Raw genomic sequence first — 16,465 nt, 5'->3', positions numbered from 1 at the left:
GACACCCCAGAGCCGCTTCACAGCGGGGCGTCGGTCATCGTTTCAGTGTTTTGGATCGCGACCATACCACAAAGTTGTCGTACATCAATGACAAGTCGGCAATTCTCGCCCGGTTGCCCTTGTCAAGGCATCCGGGGTCTTGAATACACAAGCAGCGCGGCATTAACCGCAAACTTGATCGTCGTAATCCACCGCAAGTGACCATGCCGGGTCGTCGTGCGCTTGCCAGTACGCGTCGAATAACCCCCGCGTCACCGGCCCCGCCTGCCCGTCGCCAACCGGGGCGCCGTTCAACCGGGTCACCGGCATGACGCCGCCTGCCGTGGACGTGATGAAGATTTCGTCGGCGTCGCGCAGTTGCTGCTCGGACATCCGACCGGCACGGACGACCATGTCACGCCGTGCGGCGAGATCGAATACGGTCTGTCGCGTGATCCCGTGCAGGACCCCCGCCTCGGGGGTAAAAAGCTGGCCGCCTTTGGCCACGAAGATGTTGAACCCCGGGCCCTCGGCGATGGCGTCGTCGGTCGTCTTGATGACAACGGTCTCGGCCCCGGCGTCGTAGCCCTTGAGCAGCGCCGTGACCAGATCGAGCCAGTGATAGTTCTTGATCTGCGGATCGACCGAGGCGGGCGGGATGCGCCGCACGTCGTCGATCACGTGCAGATGCATTCCTTCGCGAAGCTGCCTTTCGTTCGCCACCGAGCCATACGGCACGGCGAACGCGACGAACTGGTTGACCGCATCGCGCGGGTCGCGACTGAAGGTCGGCGACACGCCCCGCGTGCAAAGCATTTCGACGTAGGCGTTGCGCAGCCCCGAGCGTCGTACGCATTCGGCGAGGATGTCGCGCAGCGCGTCGTCGGTGAGGTCGACGCGCAGCCGCAGTTTATCGAGCGAACGACGGAATCGCGCGATATGACTGTCGAGCCGGAAAAAGCGGCCATTCCACACGTGCACGGTGTCATAGGTCACGTCCGAATGCAGCAGTCCCCAGTCGAGCACGGAGATGCGCGCTTCAGAGAGCGCGATGAACTGCCCGTTCATATAGGCCGCGCCGCGCGGATACGTAAGACCGTCGAGACGGCCGATGTCCTGAGCGCTCATGGCTGCCCCTCCGTCACCGCTTGCCCCGGATGAAAATCGACGGTCGCGATAAAGGCCGCGGGATCGGCGTCGAACGCCTTGCGGCTCACGATCGCGTTGACACCCGTCGCCCGGTCGAACGACAACACGCCATCGAGATGATCGATCTCGTGCTGGATCAGTTCGGCTTCCGCCTGCCCGAGTGTCTCGCGCACCTGACGCTCGCCGTCGAGCGTCGTGAAAGCAACCGAAACCGACACGTGACGCAGCACACGCACCAGCATATCGGGAAAGCACATGCAGTCGTCCCACACCGTCATGGTCTGCGCGCTGTGCCAGACGATCTCCGGGTTGATGATGACCGACGGCCAGCCCGGCAATGCCAGCGCGATCAGACGGCGGTTCACGCCGATCTGGGGCGCGGCGATGGCGCGGCCGAAGCCGTGTTCGGCGCGAAACGCGGCCAGTGCGTCAGTGAGGGCGCGTGCGTCGGCCACCACGCTGACCACGCTCTGATCGGCGAGCGGCGTGGAGCGCTCGCGCAACGACGGGGTACCGACCGGCAGGATCGAGTTCATTGCGATACCTCGGTGAGTGCCTGTTTCTGGCCGCCCTTGAACGTCGAGATGGTGGCGGCGGGATGCAACAGATCGCCATGCTCGTCAAACTGCACGCGTCCGGTCACGCCGTCGAATGCGACCTTGTGCAGGCCCTCGACCACGCGCTCCGGCGCCGTCGACTGCTGATCGAGCATCGCATGATAGATCGCCTGCATTGCGTCGTACGCGTAGGGTGCGTAGAGCTGGACCGGTTCGCCGTAACGCGCCTGAAACTTCTTCTGGAACGCCGGGCCGCCCGGCATCTTCGCGAGACTGCGGCCGCCGTCCGCGCAGTACAGATTGCCGTTCAGGGCATCGCCGGCAAGCCGTGTGATCTCCTGCGTGCACAGCCCGTCGCCGCCGAGCAGGGGCACGGCGATTCCGTACTTGCGCATCTGCTTGAGCATCGGGCCGCCCTGCGTGTCCATTCCGCCATAGAAGATCGCGTCCGGGCTCCGGCCCTTGATCAACGTTAGCGCCGCGGCGAAATCGAAGGCCTGATCCGTCGTGTACTCGCGCGCGACGACCTGCGCACCGTCCGCCCCGACATCGTGTGCGAACACGTCGGCAATGCCCTGCCCATAGGCGGTGCGATCGTCCATCACCGCGATCCGGCCGGCGTGAAGCTTTTCGCTTGCGTAGCGGGCCACGGCCGCGCCGAGGAAATCGTCGTTCGCCAGCATGCGGAAGGTCGTGCGAAGCCCGAGACGCGTGAATTGCGGACTGGTCGCCGAGGGCGTCAGTTCGGCAATGCCCGCCTTCGCGTAGATTTGCGCGACGGCGATCGAGGTGCCGGAATTCTGATGCCCGATCACGGCGCTCACATGCTGATCGGCGAAGCGTTGCGCGACGGTGGTGGCGGTCTTCGGATCGGCCGCATCGTCTTGCGCGTCGAGCCGGTAGCTCACCGGCTGGCCGCCGATGACGGGATGCGTCGCGTTGATCTCGTCGATCGCAAGCCGGATGCCGCGTTCGCTGTCTTTGCCAAAGTGCGCCTGCGCGCCGGTAAGCGCACCGGCGTAGCCGATCACGACGACCGTGTCGGCGCGGGCGCGGGTGATCAGGCCGAAGTTGGCGGCGCACAGTATCGCTAGTGCGGCCAGTGCGAAGGGGGGTCTTTGCATGTCAGTTCCGGTAAGGTGGCGCCGCTGACCAGCGGCAGTGCAGCGTTGATGAATGGTCGATCGACGCTACAATTCTGGGCACTTACCGGGAAATCCAAAAAGCAAACGGGCCGCGTTTTTATCGAATTATTTCGGAAGAGCGGCCTCTGGAGAAATCTGATGACACCGCCCGATTCCCAGCTCGATGTCTACGACCTGCGTATCCTGTCGCTGCTCCAGCATGACAACCAGATCAGCAACCAGGCGCTCGCCGCGGAGATCGGGCTCAGTCCGCCCGCCTGCATGCGCCGCGTGAAGCGGCTGCGCGAAGAAAAAATCATCGAGCGCGATATCGCGGTGATCAACCCGTCGAAGGTGGGGCTGCCGCTGATGATGATGGTGCTCGTGCAGGTCGAGCGCGAACGCGTCGACCTGCTCGATGAATTCAAGCGCTTCCTGACGGACCTGCCCGAGGTGATGCAATGCTATGTGGTGACGGGCCGCGCCGATTTCGTGCTGCTCGTGGCCATGCGCGACATCGACCACTACGACGAGTTCGCCACGCGTGTGTTCCGGCAGAACCAGAACATCCGGCACTTCGAGACGATGGTGGTGATGTCGCGCGTGAAGACAGGCATGAGCCTGGCGCTCGACGTGTAAAAGCCGAAGCACGGATGAAGGGCAACGCGCCCTCTCAAGTCATCGTCGCAATCGCTTCGAACAGCGCGAGATTCAGCAGCTTGACCGCGTCATGGGTGGGTTGAGGTTGCGACGAGAATTTGGCGATGACGGTCTCGCGCAGCGGATCGACATAGAGCCACTGGCCATGAATGCCGATCGCAAAGCATGCGCCGCTCTGATTGCCGACCTGATACCACTTGTTGCGGTACTTGCCGTTCGGCAGCCAGCCAGAGAAGTTGCCTTCGCGCCACGCCTGCGCGCTGCCGCCCGTGAGCGTATCGGTCATCCAGCTCTGCGGGATCAACCGGCGTCCGTTGACGATGCCGCCCAGACGCACCAGTTCGCCAATCCTGGCCAGATCGCGCACGGTCATGCACAAGCCGCCGCCTGAGCGCGCCGTACCGGCAATATCCACCGTGATGCAACCATCGTGCCGCAGTCCTAACGGTTGCCACAGGCGCTCGGCCGCGAAGTCGGCATAGCGCTGGCCCGAGGCGCGCTCGATCACGAGGCCGAGCACGTCCGAGTTGGGCGAGCAGTAATGAAACGGGCCGCCATGCTCGCCCGCGCCTTTGGGCAGCGCGGCCAGCAGATCGATCACCGTTTCCGGGGCTTCGCCTTCTCGGCGCGGGTCCAGCAGGCCGGCTCGCCGATAGCGCGCATAGAGACCATGCGGATCGAGATAATCCTCGTTGAACGCGAGACTGGTTCGCATATCCAGCACATGCCTCACGCGCGCATCGCCGAAGGCCGAACGAGCGAGCTCGGGCACGTACTGCGCCACGGGTGCTTCGGTGTCCAGAAGGCCGTCGCCGACCAGCATGCCCGCGAGAAGACCGGCGACTGATTTGCTGGCCGAGAACAGGATGTGGCGGGTTTGCAGCGTGAAGTGCGGTGCATGATAGTCGGCGACGAAGCGCCCCGCTCGCATCACGGCGATGGCATCGGTCGAGGTCTGCCGCAGGATCTGCCCGACCGTGCGACCTTCGCCATCGACCACGACCCGGTGCTCGGTCAGCGCGTCGGCACCGGCCAGCGGTTCTTCTGCGAGACCTTGCGTGGCGGCAATCCGCGCGGTCGGAATGATTTCGTGCACATGGCGAAAGGCCCACACATTCCACGGCGCTTCGCGCCAGTTCTCATGCCGGACACTGTCGCGGCGAAAGCCGTAATCATTTTCAAATCGTGACGGGTTCATCTTGACGGCGGACTCCAAGGGCACACAGCGCGAATTGCGCGGACATCAATGAACATGCTGAAGGAACTCGCAAAAGCGCTCTCCGGGCGGCGCGGACAGCATCTCGACGGGCTTGCCGTCGTGCACAACCCGGCCGGCTTCCATAAAAAGCAGGCGTGAACCCACGCGCTGCGCAAAGCCCATTTCGTGCGTCACGACGACCATCGTCATGCCCTCGCCGGCAAGCGTCTGCATGACCTTGAGAACCTCCTGGCGCAATTCGGGGTCGAGCGCCGAAGTCGGTTCGTCGAAGAGCATGAGCTTGGGCTGCACGGCGAGCGCACGCGCAATGGCCACACGTTGCTGCTGGCCGCCCGACAGTTGCGACGGATAGTGATTCATGCGCTCGGAAAGCCCAACCTTCTGCAAAAGTGCGCCGGCAATCTCGCGGGCTTCGGCTTTCGTTTGGCCGCGCGCGCGAATCGGTCCGAACATGACATTCTGTATCGCCGTCAAATTCGGAAACAGATTGAACTGCTGGAACACCATGCCGGCTTCGAGCCGGATTCGCCGGATGTCGCGGGCCGAGCCCAGTACGCTGATGTCGTCGACGCGCAGATCGCCGGAACTGATGGTTTCGAGCCCGTTGATACAGCGCAGCAGCGTCGATTTGCCGGAGCCCGACGGGCCGACGATGACGGCGACCTCGCCGCGTTCGATCGTGAGGTCGAGCGGATGCAGAACGACGTGCTCGCCGTAACGCTTCGAGACTTGCTGAAATTCGATCATGCTCATGGCAGACGCACCCTTCGTTCGAGCACGCGCAGGCCCAGCGCGAGCAGACTGATGACGAGCAGGTAGATGATCGCGACCGCCGTCCAGATTTCCACCGCCCTGAAATTTTCGGCCATGATTTCCTGACCTCTGCGAGTCAGCTCGCCCACACCGATCACAAGAAAGATCGAGGTGTCCTTGACCAGATTGACGAACTGGTTCCCCATCGCCGGCAGCGCGCGTCTGAACGCGATGGGGGCAATGACATGCGCCAGCGTGCTGTGAAACGGCAGCCCCATCGCCATGCCCGCCTCGCGCAGTCCACCCGGCACGCCGTCGAGCGCACCGCGGATAATCTCCGCGTTATAGGCGCCGGAATTGACGACCAACGTGATAATGGCGGCGCTGGTCGCGCTGATGCGTATGTCCATCATGATCGGCAGTGCGAAGTAGACGAACATCACCTGAACCACGATAGGCGTGCCGCGAATCAGGGCGACATACATCTGGGCCGGAAACGCCGCGGCCCGGCTGCCGTACGTTAGCGTCACGCCCGCGATGACACCGAGCGCGACGCCGCCCGCCAGCCCGCTCAGCGCGATCAGCAGGGTCAGCCGAAGCCCTTGCATCAGGTCCGGCAATGCAGCAATGAGCGCCGCCCAGTCGAAGCTCATGACGACGCCTCGCCGAACCACTTCCGGTTGAGTGCCGCGAGCCGGCCGTCCGCCCTCATGGCCGCGAGTTGCACGTTAGCCGCCGCGACGAGCGGACTGCCTTTCTGGAAACCCATGCCGACGTCGAGACCTTCCAGCGCGGGCAGGATCACCCTGACCTTGTTCTTCCCGGCGGTGTTCGCGTAATAGAGCAGTTGCGGCTTGTCGTAGACGACGACGTCCGTGCGGCCCGCTTCCAGCGCGAGCAGTGCGTTATTGATGCTGGGCAACTGCTCCAGCGTGGCGTCCTTGATGTGCTCCTTGATGTAGTTGACCGCAACCGTGCCCGTCTCGGTGCCGATGTGCTTGCCGGCAAGATCGGCCGGCGTGCGGATGCTGGTGTTGTCGATGCGCGTGACCGCGATCAGACCGCTTTTGTAATACGGCGTGGAAAAATCGATCACCTGCTGCCGCTCCGGCTTGATGAACAGTTGCGAGACGATCACGTCGAGATTGTGGGTCTGAAGCGCCGGAATCAGCGCGCCGAATTCCATCGGTTGCAAGCGCCACTTGCGATTCAATCCCTTCGCGACTTCGCTCCAGACCTCGACGTCGAAGCCGGAATACGTGTCGCCCTGTTTGAACGCGAACGGCGGCGCGCCCACGTTGGACCCGACCACCAGTTCGGCATCGGCCGCCCGCACGGAACGGGACAACACGATAGCGGGCCCGACGGCGAGGCCCAGTTGCAGCAATTGACGTCGATTCATGGTTTCCTCCACGTTGAGTGAATCGCGCCGGAAACGCCGCTTGCGGGGCCATCCGGCGTCTTGTTGTGGCACTGCGCTACGCGGCGCGCGGATCGGGCCCGCGCGTAAGTGAGGCGGTAAGCTCGATTTCGAGCAGGCCGCCGCCCGGCAGACCGGCGACGCCGACTGCCGACCGCGCATGCAGGCCGTGGTCCCCGAAGATTTCGTGCAGCAGGAGCGACGCTTCATCCATCACCCGGCCGTGGTTCACGAAGCCGGGCACGGCGTTGACGAAACCTCGCAGGAAGAGGATGCGTTCAACCGTCGTCGTGGCGGGCAGCGCGGCCGCGAGCACGCTCAACGCGCGCAGCACACAAGTGCGCGCCGCATGGCGGATAACGTCAGGGGGCGTCGCGTGATCGACAGGCCCGGCGATGACCTGTTCGCCGACGCGGCTGACCTGGCCGCTCACGTAAGCGATGTCGTGATGGATCACCACGCTCACGTAGGCGCCGCGCGGCGACGGCGGGGGCGGAAGCGTCATGCCGAGTTGCGCGAGCCGGTCTGCAATGTGAATCGTCATGACGAAGCTCCGATGCGCGTTTCAAAGCCAACCGGTCCGCCGAGCCAGCAACCGTCCACGCGGCCGGACTCGACACTGAATCGCACCGAGATTTGCGACGGGCGCTTCATCGCGCGTCCCTGCCGGACCGTGATGGTTCGCGTAGACGCTTCCACCATGCCATTGGCGAGCAGGCCGAAGGACAGCGCGGAGGCCGCGATGCCGGTCGCCGCATCTTCCGGATAGCCGGACGCGCGCGGGAACTGCCGGGCATCGAAGATCTGCCGGGCGGCATCGAAGGTCGCGTAGGGATAGAGACCGGTTGAGCCGATTCGCTCGCACAAGGCTTCGATTTTGTCGAAGCGCGGCTCAAGGGCGTCGAGAACGGCGGGACTGCTGAGCGGCACCAGCGTCTTGACCCGGCTGGTGCAGGCGTTCTGGATCGGCAAAGGCGCGAGTTGGGCGCGGCCGATGCCGAGCGCGTCGAGGATCTCGTCCTGGCTCAGTTGCGGCTGCGGAAGCGCTTCGACGCGGCCCACCGGTTGGGAAATCTCGACGGCCGCGCCCTGATTCGTGTGTCCGGTGATGCGGGCCGCGACCTGGCCGCTGCGCGTCTGAATGGTCAGCCGATCGCGGTGGAGCCGTCCGTTTTGATGGAGTAGCCAGACCGCGCCGACGGTGGCGTGGCCGCACATCGACATCTCGTGGTTCGGCACCCAGAAGCGGAATTCGTAGTCGCAGTGGGAGCCGGGCGCGGCGGGCAGCACGAAGCCGCTTTCGTGACCGTAGCGCTGCGCGACGGCCTGCATGTCCGCGTCAGACATACCGGCGGCGTCGATTACGATGGGCGCCGGGTTGCCACCGCCGGGACCGGCGGCAAACACGCTGACGAGTTCGACTTGATGGCGCAAAGACATGGCGGCGTGAACCCCGCTGACCGGGGGATGTGTTTCTGTCCGGTCAGATTACGGGGGACGGCGCCGCGGCGCGCGTCCGAACGGGCCCTACGTGTTGACCGAACGGGCCATCTTCGCGCGCAGACCGGAAGGCGACTGGCCGCCAACGCGCCGCATCGCGCGCGCGAGGGCCGCGCCGCTTTCGAAACCGACGCGGAACGCCACCTCGCCGATCGGCAGATCCGTTTCGGCAAGCAGGCGGCAGGCGTTGTCGTAACGCGCACGCTGCTGGAACTCGCCGATCGAGAGTCCCGTGCGCTCGCGGAACAGACGCGTGATGTGACGCCGGGAAACGCCGAAACGCGCTTCCAGCAGATCCAGGGGAATCTCCTGGTCGGCGTGGTGGGCCACGAAGGCCTCGATGTCGGCCACCACCGCCATGCCGTGCTCGCGCGGCGAGGTCCCGAGTTCCGTCTTTCCGGCGATGACCTCGCCGATGCACTGCATCAACAGTGCCGACGACAATGCCTGGCGGGTTGCCGCGCTGCCGTAGGCACCCATGTCGCTGCGCTGCGAAAGCTCCTGTAGCGCGCGAATCGCGGCGGTTCTATGCACGAGGATCGGCGTGCGGGTGCGGCGGCGGAATTCGCTGAGCGAGCCGACGCCGGTATCGAGCTTGTGCAGCGCCTCGGCCGTGACATAAACCGCTACGTGCGAGTGCGTCGCGCATCCGGCGCGCGTCTGATGAGCCCGGTCTGAAGGGACCACGGCAAAGCGATCCTGCGAGAGCCAGGTGCCCGCGCGCCGGTCTTCGTGGCAAAGTTCGACGGTGCCGTGCCCAGGCAGGATGAACATCAGGCAGTCGTGCCAATGCCATGGCATGGCGTAGGTGCCGCTGCCGGTGATCGTCGCATGGCCTTCGTCGGCAGCCACGAGTTGCGCCTTGTTGGCAGGCTGACAGAGTTGGGTGAACGTTCGCAGCATCGCGATACTCCATGCGATTCAGTAAAAAGTCATAGCGTGACCGGCTCGCGATTGAAGCGCCTTGCACAGCGTGGAGTCGCGAGGGATCGGACAGGATAGCAGCACAAAATACCGCCCGGCGTGCAGTTCCGTGTTGCGATGGGGAGGAAGGCGGGGATTGCGCGCCGCGATGGGCTGGTGAGCTTTGGTGAGTGGTCTGGCCCCCTGCCCTGACTTTGTCGTGACAGGTTCGCCCGGAGGCTCGACCTCGGAGCGGCAGGGATTGAGCGGGGCCGTGGGGCGGCTGCGGCCTACCGCGTAGCGGAACTTAACGAGGTGCGTGATTTTCCTCGGCGGGGCCCGGTCACCGATTAGCGGCGGACGCTCATGACCCGCCCGAAAAGATTGCCCGGCCGCAAGGCGAAGTCGTCATGCCGGTTTGGGGCGGTCAGGCGGCAGGCACGCCCCACCATGCCGTCCCTTGCAGAGACGGCATGTTCTCCATCGCCCGGCCGAGTCAGACGAAAGCGCTTATGACCCGCCAAAGAACACCGGCCTCATCCCGCTCGTGCCCGCCGGACGGCCCATCTGCGACGAACCGCTGGTCGCAGGCCCGTAGCCGCTGCCCTGGTCCGCGGCCCTGGGGTCGGCGGCCTGCATATTGGAAGGAAAGTCGACGGTATTCGCATTGGCAGGATTGAAGCCGGCTTGCTGTAGCTGAGCAATCTCTGCCTGCACTTGCGCGCGTGTGAGCGCCCCCTCCGACTGCGCCAACGACGCAATGGGTACAGCGATGACGGCGACCGCGCAAACTGTGTGGACTAACGTCTTCATGATGGTCCACCTCCTGTGGCTAACCACTCCGGTTGTTCATTCATCGAATGGGGATATCTGGCGATGCGCACGTGCGTAAAGATACGCTCGCTCCGCCCGTCGAGTGACCGCGAGGGCCAAAACTCAGACGTCCCGCGTGGCCGCAACTGCAATGCGGCAAGCCGGCAATCATGACTGTATTCGCTGACCCAATGCACATGAATAAGGCAAGCGTCCTAAAAGAGGCTCGGGGATTACCTTATTCCATGAGTCGTTCCGCCCTGTTGACCCTCGATCCACTGCACTGCGAACAAAATCAGCCAGGGCGCACGGGCGGGAACGGATGCCCCTAAGGGTCCAGGCGCGGACGCTATGGTCACGAGGGACCCAGCGACGGATCAGGGTCGGTTTCGGGAGGCCGCGCCGGGCCGAGGTCGGCCAGAAGTGGACGCTGGCCGATGGCTCAATGTGGACATTCGAGAGGCAGCATCTGCCCAAATAACGGCCCCTCAACGGATCATGGCATACGGAGCTTTGGTTCGAGCGCCCCCCTCGCCGATCCACCGGGATTGCTGCCGGCAATCAACACAGCCACTTCGTGCGGCTATTGCGCCAGTCGCGCGGCGTCATACCGAAACGTCCGACAAACCAGTTCGTAAACGTCCCCTGGTGCGAATATCCAACCAGCCCCGAAACTTGCCCGATCGGATAGCGCGAGTTGCTCATGAAACGTACAGCGAGTTCGTACCGCACTGCCTCCGTCACGCGCGAAAAGCTGGTATTGGCAAGTTCGAGCTGTCGCTGCATGGTGCGAACGCTCATGTGCAGATGTGCGGCAACCTGCTCGACGCTAGCTTGCCCTAGCGGCAGCAACAGGTAGATTGCCTTACGCACTTCGAGCGCGGTCGAGCCGACACCCTCCACATTCAGCGAATCGGCTAGGTCTTCCGCATAGCGCGCGAGTTCGGGATCAGCAGCAGGATTCGGGCAGTCGAGATCCGCTGTCGCGCACACCAGACCGTTGAAGTCGCTACCGAACTCCACCGGACAGCCAAAGAAGCGGCGGTGGAACGTGATGCTGGGTGGCGCTTGATGAACGAAATGCACAGCGCGAGGTTTCCAGTGTTCACCGAGCAGTTCGCCGGAATGACGCCCAAGCACGCCGACCGCGAGTTCGACTGCCTGGTCCCTGGGAACGCCCTGATCAACGACCAGCTCTTCGCGGATGGTGACCGTTGCGCCCGTGTCTTCGACATGCACCGCGAGCGCTTCGTTGAGCAGACGGCCGTATGCGGCACCGGCGAGCAAGACTTCACGCAGCGTGCGTTTGTGCGCGAGCAGCACATTGACCACCCCAGCGCCGAATCTGCGCCGGGTTGCGGCCATTTGCAGCGCGAAAGTCGGGCACGACGCCTTTTCCGCCGAGCGTTCGAGCAGCAGGCAGGCCGCAGCGGCCGGAATGCGGTCGCCCGGATTCGCAAGTGACGCGGCGTCGAGACCCGCTTCGCGCGCAAGTTCGACGGCGTTCAGACCAGCGCGCAGCGCTACGTCGAAATAGCCGCTCATTGAGACCGAGCTCAGCATCGTTTCCATTGTCTGGTTTCCTTCTATGCGTCAGGGCCTTTGACGCTTACATGCCGCCCAAGGGCTTCTGGACCGTGAGCTTGTTTGTCACGGAGTTCACGCCAGGAACGCCCCTGGCGATTTCCGCGACCTTCTCGACCTGCGCGGCATCCGTAACCGTGCCATTCAGCGTGACCGCCCCGTTCCTCGCAGTAACACCGATACTGCCGCCGTGGATTTCCTTGTGCTTCGCGATCGCGGTGTACACGGCGCGCCGCAGCCTGGTGTTGCCCGGCACAGCGGGCGCAGTTGTGCTGGATGCCGCCACTGCCGTAGCGCCGGGTGCGCTGGCTTCGGATTGGGCGGACGCGTTCAGGGACGCCGCGGCGAGCAGCGCGCAGAGAGCCAGGTTGAAGTTCCTGGTAGTCGTGTTCATTCCATGCTCCTGTGGTTGTTGCGGTAACGCAGAAATAGCAGAGCCATGTCAACACCAGCTACGGGCTGGTCGGCAGACTGCGCCACGGTAGTCAGTGCGGAACTGGCCAATCGTGGAGGCGACCTAGAAGGTATGGCGCATGCCGATGCTGACAGCCGTGGTGTTTTTACCTGGAGCAACAGGCGTCCCATAAATGAGTTCCTGGTTCATCTGGCCGCGGTTGGACACGTAGCCGGCCTGGGCATAAACCAGCGTGCGCTTCGACAGGCTGTAGTCGCCGCCGATTGCGTAGGCGGTCGACTGGTTCTGGTTGTTCTTGTTGTCCTTGATGTAGTAGACGCCCGAGGTGAAGTTGAGCGCAGGAGAGAAGCGGTAGCCAAGACCGCCCGTCCACATATCGAAATCACCCGAGACAACAAAGGCCTTCGGCACCCCGTTCGTGTTGGCCGGATTGCGCCCGTTGCTGAACGAACCCGAGACCGAAATGCCGTGCCACGTGTATTTCGCGCCGAAGTACACGAAGCGGTTGTTGTTCAGGCCCGTTGCAGGAATGCCGTTCGGCAGGTTCGCAGCTGAAGCCGCGTATGAGAACGGATTGGCGTCGTGCCCGTTGTAGTAGACGGCATCCGCGTTCAGACCAAAGCCCGAATACTTGAGCACTGCCGATTCGCGCGTGCCACCCTGGGCCTGGCCCGGGACGCCGCCGGGCGCGTACTCGAGTGCAGCGGACACACCGTAGAACGACGGAGAGCTGTAGACGATTGCATTGTCGTCATACAGTGCGCCAATCTGGGCATTCGAGTTGCTTCCCGTCCAGCCCGACATCGTGTTCATGGTCAGCCAGGCGGTGAGCACGCTGCCGAAATACTGCGCATTACGCACATCCGTCTCGGCCATCGCGTAGGCCATCGGCGCGAACTGGCGGCCGAAGTCGATCTTGCCGAACGGGCCTGACACACCAACGGTCGTGACCTGGGTGAAAACCGAGCTTGCAGTCGGCGTGCCGGACTTGCCCGGCTGGCCGTTGGAGCTGTTGAATGCTCCCTGGAGCTTGAAGTTGGCGGCGTATCCGCCACCAAGGTCTTCAGAGCCCTTCATGCCGAAGATGCTCGAATAGATGCCGCCGTCCTTGAGCTGAACCACATGGCCCGCGTTGCCGTTCAGTTTGGTGTTCGGCAAAAACGGCGCCGCCGAGTACGCCGCCGACGTGCTCTGGTAGAGCAGACCGGAGTCGAGCGCGCCATAGAGCGTGACTGACGATTGTGCTTGCGCCGTACCGGCGAACGCAGCCAGCGCCGCAACGGCGGCGAGTTTGACTTTCATGTTGTCTCCAACTGGTTTGGGTTGTTTGCGGCGATCCGATGTCGCGCGGTGTGATCTGAAATTCAGTGCTCAGTCAATCCAGGCGCGAATGCGCTTCTTGTCGATCTTGCCGACGCTCGTTTTCGGGATTTCCTCGACGAAGGCAATGCGCCCGACGTCAGGCACCGCATAGCGGCTGATGCGATTCGCGTGTGCGTGCGTCATCAAGTGGTCGCGAACACTCTGGGAGGTAACGCCAGCGTCAGGTTTGCGCACGATGAGCGCGACAGGCCGTTCGCCCCATTTCACATCCGGTACGCCCACTACCGCGCACTCCTGCACGCCCGCCACCTCGGCAATCAGTCGCTCCAGCTCGATCGACGAGACCCATTCGCCACCGGTCTTGATGACGTCCTTCATGCGATCGACGATCTGCACGAAACCGTCCGGCCCCATCACGGCGATATCCTGCGTATGGAGGTAGCCCCCTTCCCATAGCTGCTCCGACGCCTCCGGCTTGTTGGCGTAGCTCATCGTCAGAAACGGCGCGCGCAGCACGATTTCGCCGTGGGACTTCGCGTCGCGCTCCGCGTCCTTCATGCTCCCGTCAACCACACGAAAATCGACCATGGCCACCGGGCGCCCGGTGGAGCACCGCAGGCGCACCTCTTCCTCATGGTTCGCGGGCTTGTACCCCGGAGGCAACTGCGCCAGCGCCACGATCGGGCCGGTCTCCGACATGCCGTAACCAGAGAACACATCGGCGCCCAGTTCCAGGGCCGCGTTGCAAAGCGCAGGCGAAAACGCCGACCCACCGATGATGAACGTCCATCCCGACAAGCTCTTGCCCGCGCTGCGCGAGGCCTGTAGCAGCATTTGCAGCACCGTCGGCACGCAGTGGGAGAACGTGACGTGCTCCTTCTCGCCCAGTTCCAGCAGCCGCTCCGCGATATAGCGCCCCGGCAGAACCGTCTTGAGACCGAGCATCACGGCGATGTAGGGCATGCCCCAGGCCATCACATGGAACATGGGCGTGATCGGCATGTAGACGTCTTCCCGGTGCAACCGCTGCCCGTCGCGCTGCGCGCACAGGCTCATGGCTGTCGCCATCGCGTGCAGGACCAGGTTGCGGTGGCTGTACGTCACGCCTTTCGGATCGCCGGTCGTGCCAGTCGTATAGAACATCGCCGCACGGGTGTTCTCGTCGAAGTCCCGAAACTCAAACTCGGGCGCCGCGCCGGCCAGCAGTGCCTCATATTCCCCCGCTACCGCCATACCAGTTTGTGGCACGGGCTCGCCGTCCGCGAGCACGACCACGTGACGAACCGACGGAAGTTCGGCCCGGATCTCTTCGAGCATCGGAACGAAATCAGCGTGGACCAGTACCACTTCGGCCCGCGAGTCGTTCAGCGTGTAAAGAATCTGCTGCTGCGACAAACGCACGTTCACCGTGAACAGCGTCGCGCCCATCATCGGAATGCCGAAGTAGCTTTCCAGGTAGCGATGGCTGTCCCAGTCCATGACCGCGACTGTCGTGCCGTGGCGAACGCCGAGCGCGCTCAGGGCGTTGGCGAGCCGGCCGAGCCGTTGGCTGAATTCGCGGAAGCTGTACCGCAGCTCGCCTCGATAGACGATTTCCTGCTCCCCATACTGGCTCAGCGAATTGAGCAGCAGTTGCTTGACCAGCAGCGGATATGAATAGGCCGAGGGCGTCGGCGTGATGAGGGTTTCGGTTGCGTGCATGCGTGTTTCCTCAGCGGGAGGCGGATATTGCTGTTCAAGGTGGGATGAGTTGGGGTGCCGCCGTCGAGGCCGTCCACGTTGCTCGTCCTGCGTCTTCTATCGGTAAAACTATGAGTCGAACCGTTCTGTTCTGATTGCGGGTCCGCTTGTCAATCGCTTAGTAGTTCGAAGTTTCCATCACGCTCATTTACCTCCAGACGCGCGGGACATAAGCCTGGGGCATCCGGTTCGGAGCAGGCGTGCAGATCGAAACGCAGTCCATGCGCCGGACAACGCAGAACATGTCCGTCGAGCTGGCCATTGGCGAGTGACGCGCCGTTATGCGGGCACGAGTTCTCGATGGCAATGACGTTTCCCTCGATGTTGAAGAGGACAACGCTGCGGCCGTCGACGAAGGCAAGCTTGCGTTGCCCGGGGGTTAATTCGTCGACTGATGCGACCGGTATCTGACGTGACATGATTGACAGGTTCTAACGAAAAATTCAGAGGGGCAATCAGTAGGGCTTGCCGCCGATGATCCCGGCGCGCTCCATCTTGCGGTGGCTCGGCGGGTAGTCCATCACGGCATAGTGCTGAGTCGGGGTGTTGTCCCAGATCGCGATGCTTCTGGGCTTCCAGCGCCAGCGCACCTGGTACTCCGGAATAAAGGCCTGGCTAACCAGATAACGCAGCAGGTCAGCGCCCCCCGGATTGGCGTCCTGGCCATAGCGCACCCGCTCCGGCGTATGGAAATTGGTGAAGTGCGTCGTGAAGACGTTGACGTAGAGGATCTTTTCGCCGGTTTCCGGGTGCGTGCGCACCACCGGGTGCTCCGCATCCGGGTACTGTGCCTTCAGCGCGAGCCGCTTCTCGATGGGCATGTTCGCGCCAAACGTGGCTTCGATGCTGTGGCGCGCACGCAGGTCAGCGATTTCGTCCTTCACATGCGCCGGGAGTTTCTCGTAGGCAAGCACCATGTTCGCCCACATGGTGTCGCCGCCCACCGGCGGACAGTCCACGCAACGCAGCACGGCGCCGAACGGCGGCGCTTCGCGCCAGGTGGCGTCGGAGTGCCACGCATTCTCGTAGCGGTCGTTCGGCTGTTCCGGCGTGCGGTAGATTCTCACGAGGCCCGGGTGCTCGGGGTCGCTGCTGGCAACGGGATGATCTTCGAGTTCGCCAAAGCGCCGCGCGAACGCGACGTGCTCCGCGCGGCTGATTTCCTGGTCGCGCAGAAACAGCACGCGGTGCTGCAACAGTGCCGCGCGAATCTCGACAAACAATCCTTCGTCGTGGACGGCGTCGGCCAGATTGACACCTGTCAGCTCCGCGCCGAGCGCGTGGGTCAGTTGTTCGATACGCATGATATTGCCATTCCTGAAAACG

At 63.5% G+C, this 16,465-nt stretch carries 18 protein-coding genes; 1 reads left to right on the top strand and 17 read right to left on the bottom strand.

The window, feature by feature from the left end:
* Nucleotides 1–162 precede the first annotated feature (162 nt).
* Genes C7401_RS45550 through C7401_RS11985 form a run of 3 tightly spaced genes read right to left on the bottom strand, consistent with a single transcriptional unit; the run spans nucleotide 163 to nucleotide 2,809 of the window.
* A complete protein-coding gene (locus C7401_RS45550; protein WP_112171594.1) occupies nucleotides 163–1,107 on the bottom strand; it encodes an aminotransferase class IV in 945 nt (314 codons plus the stop codon).
* Nucleotides 1,104–1,664 (bottom strand): peptide deformylase, encoded by a 561-nt coding sequence (locus tag C7401_RS45545; RefSeq protein ID WP_112171593.1) that lies wholly within the window; start codon nucleotides 1,662–1,664, stop codon nucleotides 1,104–1,106. The genes C7401_RS45550 and C7401_RS45545 overlap by 4 nt, the downstream gene beginning before the upstream one ends.
* Nucleotides 1,661–2,809, bottom strand: coding sequence for a branched-chain amino acid ABC transporter substrate-binding protein (locus tag C7401_RS11985; RefSeq protein WP_112171592.1), 1,149 nt, complete (start codon nucleotides 2,807–2,809; stop codon nucleotides 1,661–1,663). Before C7401_RS11985 ends, C7401_RS45545 begins: the two co-directional genes overlap by 4 nt.
* 159 nt (nucleotides 2,810–2,968) lie before the next feature.
* Between C7401_RS11985 and C7401_RS11980 the strand changes: the two genes are divergently transcribed.
* The gene (locus C7401_RS11980; RefSeq protein WP_112171591.1) at nucleotides 2,969–3,448 is read left to right on the top strand and encodes an Lrp/AsnC family transcriptional regulator; all 480 of its coding nucleotides are present in this window, start codon (nucleotides 2,969–2,971) and stop codon (nucleotides 3,446–3,448) included.
* Between the two features lie 34 nt (nucleotides 3,449–3,482).
* Here C7401_RS11980 and C7401_RS11975 read toward each other — a convergent pair whose 3' ends face one another.
* The 14 genes from C7401_RS11975 to C7401_RS11910 all read right to left on the bottom strand — a co-directional run bounded on the left by C7401_RS11975 (nucleotide 3,483) and on the right by C7401_RS11910 (nucleotide 16,443).
* A complete protein-coding gene (locus tag C7401_RS11975; protein ID WP_112171836.1) occupies nucleotides 3,483–4,667 on the bottom strand; it encodes a serine hydrolase domain-containing protein in 1,185 nt (394 codons plus the stop codon).
* Nucleotides 4,668–4,712: 45 nt separating this feature from the next.
* Nucleotides 4,713–5,441 (bottom strand): glutamine ABC transporter ATP-binding protein GlnQ, encoded by a 729-nt coding sequence (gene glnQ / locus C7401_RS11970; RefSeq protein WP_112171590.1) that lies wholly within the window; start codon nucleotides 5,439–5,441, stop codon nucleotides 4,713–4,715.
* Nucleotides 5,438–6,094 carry a glutamine ABC transporter permease GlnP gene (gene glnP / locus C7401_RS11965; protein ID WP_112171589.1) on the bottom strand — a complete coding sequence of 219 codons (657 nt, stop codon included), beginning with the start codon at nucleotides 6,092–6,094 and terminating at the stop codon, nucleotides 5,438–5,440. The genes glnQ and glnP overlap by 4 nt, the downstream gene beginning before the upstream one ends.
* Nucleotides 6,091–6,843: a transporter substrate-binding domain-containing protein gene (locus C7401_RS11960; RefSeq protein WP_224041301.1), complete on the bottom strand. Its 753-nt coding sequence runs from the start codon at nucleotides 6,841–6,843 to the stop codon at nucleotides 6,091–6,093. The genes glnP and C7401_RS11960 overlap by 4 nt, the downstream gene beginning before the upstream one ends.
* A 76-nt stretch (nucleotides 6,844–6,919) precedes the next feature.
* The gene (locus C7401_RS11955; protein WP_220092816.1) at nucleotides 6,920–7,405 is read right to left on the bottom strand and encodes a RidA family protein; all 486 of its coding nucleotides are present in this window, start codon (nucleotides 7,403–7,405) and stop codon (nucleotides 6,920–6,922) included.
* Nucleotides 7,402–8,301: a PhzF family phenazine biosynthesis protein gene (locus C7401_RS11950; protein WP_112171588.1), complete on the bottom strand. Its 900-nt coding sequence runs from the start codon at nucleotides 8,299–8,301 to the stop codon at nucleotides 7,402–7,404. Before C7401_RS11950 ends, C7401_RS11955 begins: the two co-directional genes overlap by 4 nt.
* A gap of 87 nt (nucleotides 8,302–8,388) precedes the next feature.
* Nucleotides 8,389–9,264, bottom strand: coding sequence for a helix-turn-helix domain-containing protein (locus C7401_RS11945; RefSeq protein WP_112171587.1), 876 nt, complete (start codon nucleotides 9,262–9,264; stop codon nucleotides 8,389–8,391).
* Between the two features lie 510 nt (nucleotides 9,265–9,774).
* Nucleotides 9,775–10,077, bottom strand: a complete 303-nt coding sequence (locus C7401_RS11940; RefSeq protein WP_112171833.1) for a DUF4148 domain-containing protein — start codon at nucleotides 10,075–10,077, stop codon at nucleotides 9,775–9,777.
* 561 nt (nucleotides 10,078–10,638) lie between these two features.
* Nucleotides 10,639–11,649 carry an AraC family transcriptional regulator gene (locus tag C7401_RS11935; RefSeq protein WP_112171586.1) on the bottom strand — a complete coding sequence of 337 codons (1,011 nt, stop codon included), beginning with the start codon at nucleotides 11,647–11,649 and terminating at the stop codon, nucleotides 10,639–10,641.
* Nucleotides 11,650–11,686: 37 nt separating this feature from the next.
* A complete protein-coding gene (locus C7401_RS11930) occupies nucleotides 11,687–12,055 on the bottom strand; it encodes a BON domain-containing protein (RefSeq protein WP_112171585.1) in 369 nt (122 codons plus the stop codon).
* Nucleotides 12,056–12,178: 123 nt separating this feature from the next.
* A complete protein-coding gene (locus C7401_RS11925; protein ID WP_112171584.1) occupies nucleotides 12,179–13,378 on the bottom strand; it encodes a porin in 1,200 nt (399 codons plus the stop codon).
* 69 nt (nucleotides 13,379–13,447) lie between these two features.
* Entirely contained in the window at nucleotides 13,448–15,100 is a 1,653-nt protein-coding gene (locus tag C7401_RS11920) for a fatty acid--CoA ligase (RefSeq protein ID WP_112171583.1), read from the bottom strand.
* A 149-nt stretch (nucleotides 15,101–15,249) separates the two neighbouring features.
* Nucleotides 15,250–15,558 carry a Rieske (2Fe-2S) protein gene (locus C7401_RS11915; protein WP_112171582.1) on the bottom strand — a complete coding sequence of 103 codons (309 nt, stop codon included), beginning with the start codon at nucleotides 15,556–15,558 and terminating at the stop codon, nucleotides 15,250–15,252.
* Between the two features lie 36 nt (nucleotides 15,559–15,594).
* Nucleotides 15,595–16,443: a TauD/TfdA dioxygenase family protein gene (locus tag C7401_RS11910; protein ID WP_112171581.1), complete on the bottom strand. Its 849-nt coding sequence runs from the start codon at nucleotides 16,441–16,443 to the stop codon at nucleotides 15,595–15,597.
* Nucleotides 16,444–16,465: the final 22 nt, after the last annotated feature.

Origin of the sequence: Paraburkholderia unamae (assembly GCF_003268775.1) — a bacterium.
Lineage (GTDB): Bacteria > Pseudomonadota > Gammaproteobacteria > Burkholderiales > Burkholderiaceae > Paraburkholderia > Paraburkholderia unamae.
Note: the sequence above shows the minus strand (reverse complement) of the source record. Positions and strands in the feature narration are given on the sequence as shown.

What these genes read in the sequence shown, in the direction of transcription:
- C7401_RS11925 (WP_112171584.1), bottom strand. Translation starts at nt 13,378, where the DNA reads ATGAAAGTCAAACTCGCCGCCGTTGCGGCGCTGGCTGCGTTCGCCGGT.
- C7401_RS11930 (WP_112171585.1), bottom strand. Translation starts at nt 12,055, where the DNA reads ATGAACACGACTACCAGGAACTTCAACCTGGCTCTCTGCGCGCTGCTC.
- C7401_RS45545 (WP_112171593.1), bottom strand. Translation starts at nt 1,664, where the DNA reads ATGAACTCGATCCTGCCGGTCGGTACCCCGTCGTTGCGCGAGCGCTCC.
- C7401_RS11975 (WP_112171836.1), bottom strand. Translation starts at nt 4,667, where the DNA reads ATGAACCCGTCACGATTTGAAAATGATTACGGCTTTCGCCGCGACAGT.
- C7401_RS11910 (WP_112171581.1), bottom strand. Translation starts at nt 16,443, where the DNA reads ATGCGTATCGAACAACTGACCCACGCGCTCGGCGCGGAGCTGACAGGT.
- C7401_RS11980 (WP_112171591.1), top strand. Translation starts at nt 2,969, where the DNA reads ATGACACCGCCCGATTCCCAGCTCGATGTCTACGACCTGCGTATCCTG.
- C7401_RS11935 (WP_112171586.1), bottom strand. Translation starts at nt 11,649, where the DNA reads ATGGAAACGATGCTGAGCTCGGTCTCAATGAGCGGCTATTTCGACGTA.
- glnQ (WP_112171590.1), bottom strand. Translation starts at nt 5,441, where the DNA reads ATGAGCATGATCGAATTTCAGCAAGTCTCGAAGCGTTACGGCGAGCAC.
- C7401_RS11915 (WP_112171582.1), bottom strand. Translation starts at nt 15,558, where the DNA reads ATGTCACGTCAGATACCGGTCGCATCAGTCGACGAATTAACCCCCGGG.
- C7401_RS11985 (WP_112171592.1), bottom strand. Translation starts at nt 2,809, where the DNA reads ATGCAAAGACCCCCCTTCGCACTGGCCGCACTAGCGATACTGTGCGCC.
- C7401_RS11955 (WP_220092816.1), bottom strand. Translation starts at nt 7,405, where the DNA reads ATGACGATTCACATTGCAGACCGGCTCGCGCAACTCGGCATGACGCTT.
- C7401_RS45550 (WP_112171594.1), bottom strand. Translation starts at nt 1,107, where the DNA reads ATGAGCGCTCAGGACATCGGCCGTCTCGACGGTCTTACGTATCCGCGC.
- C7401_RS11950 (WP_112171588.1), bottom strand. Translation starts at nt 8,301, where the DNA reads ATGTCTTTGCGCCATCAAGTCGAACTCGTCAGCGTGTTTGCCGCCGGT.
- glnP (WP_112171589.1), bottom strand. Translation starts at nt 6,094, where the DNA reads ATGAGCTTCGACTGGGCGGCGCTCATTGCTGCATTGCCGGACCTGATG.
- C7401_RS11945 (WP_112171587.1), bottom strand. Translation starts at nt 9,264, where the DNA reads ATGCTGCGAACGTTCACCCAACTCTGTCAGCCTGCCAACAAGGCGCAA.
- C7401_RS11920 (WP_112171583.1), bottom strand. Translation starts at nt 15,100, where the DNA reads ATGCACGCAACCGAAACCCTCATCACGCCGACGCCCTCGGCCTATTCA.
- C7401_RS11940 (WP_112171833.1), bottom strand. Translation starts at nt 10,077, where the DNA reads ATGAAGACGTTAGTCCACACAGTTTGCGCGGTCGCCGTCATCGCTGTA.
- C7401_RS11960 (WP_224041301.1), bottom strand. Translation starts at nt 6,843, where the DNA reads ATGAATCGACGTCAATTGCTGCAACTGGGCCTCGCCGTCGGGCCCGCT.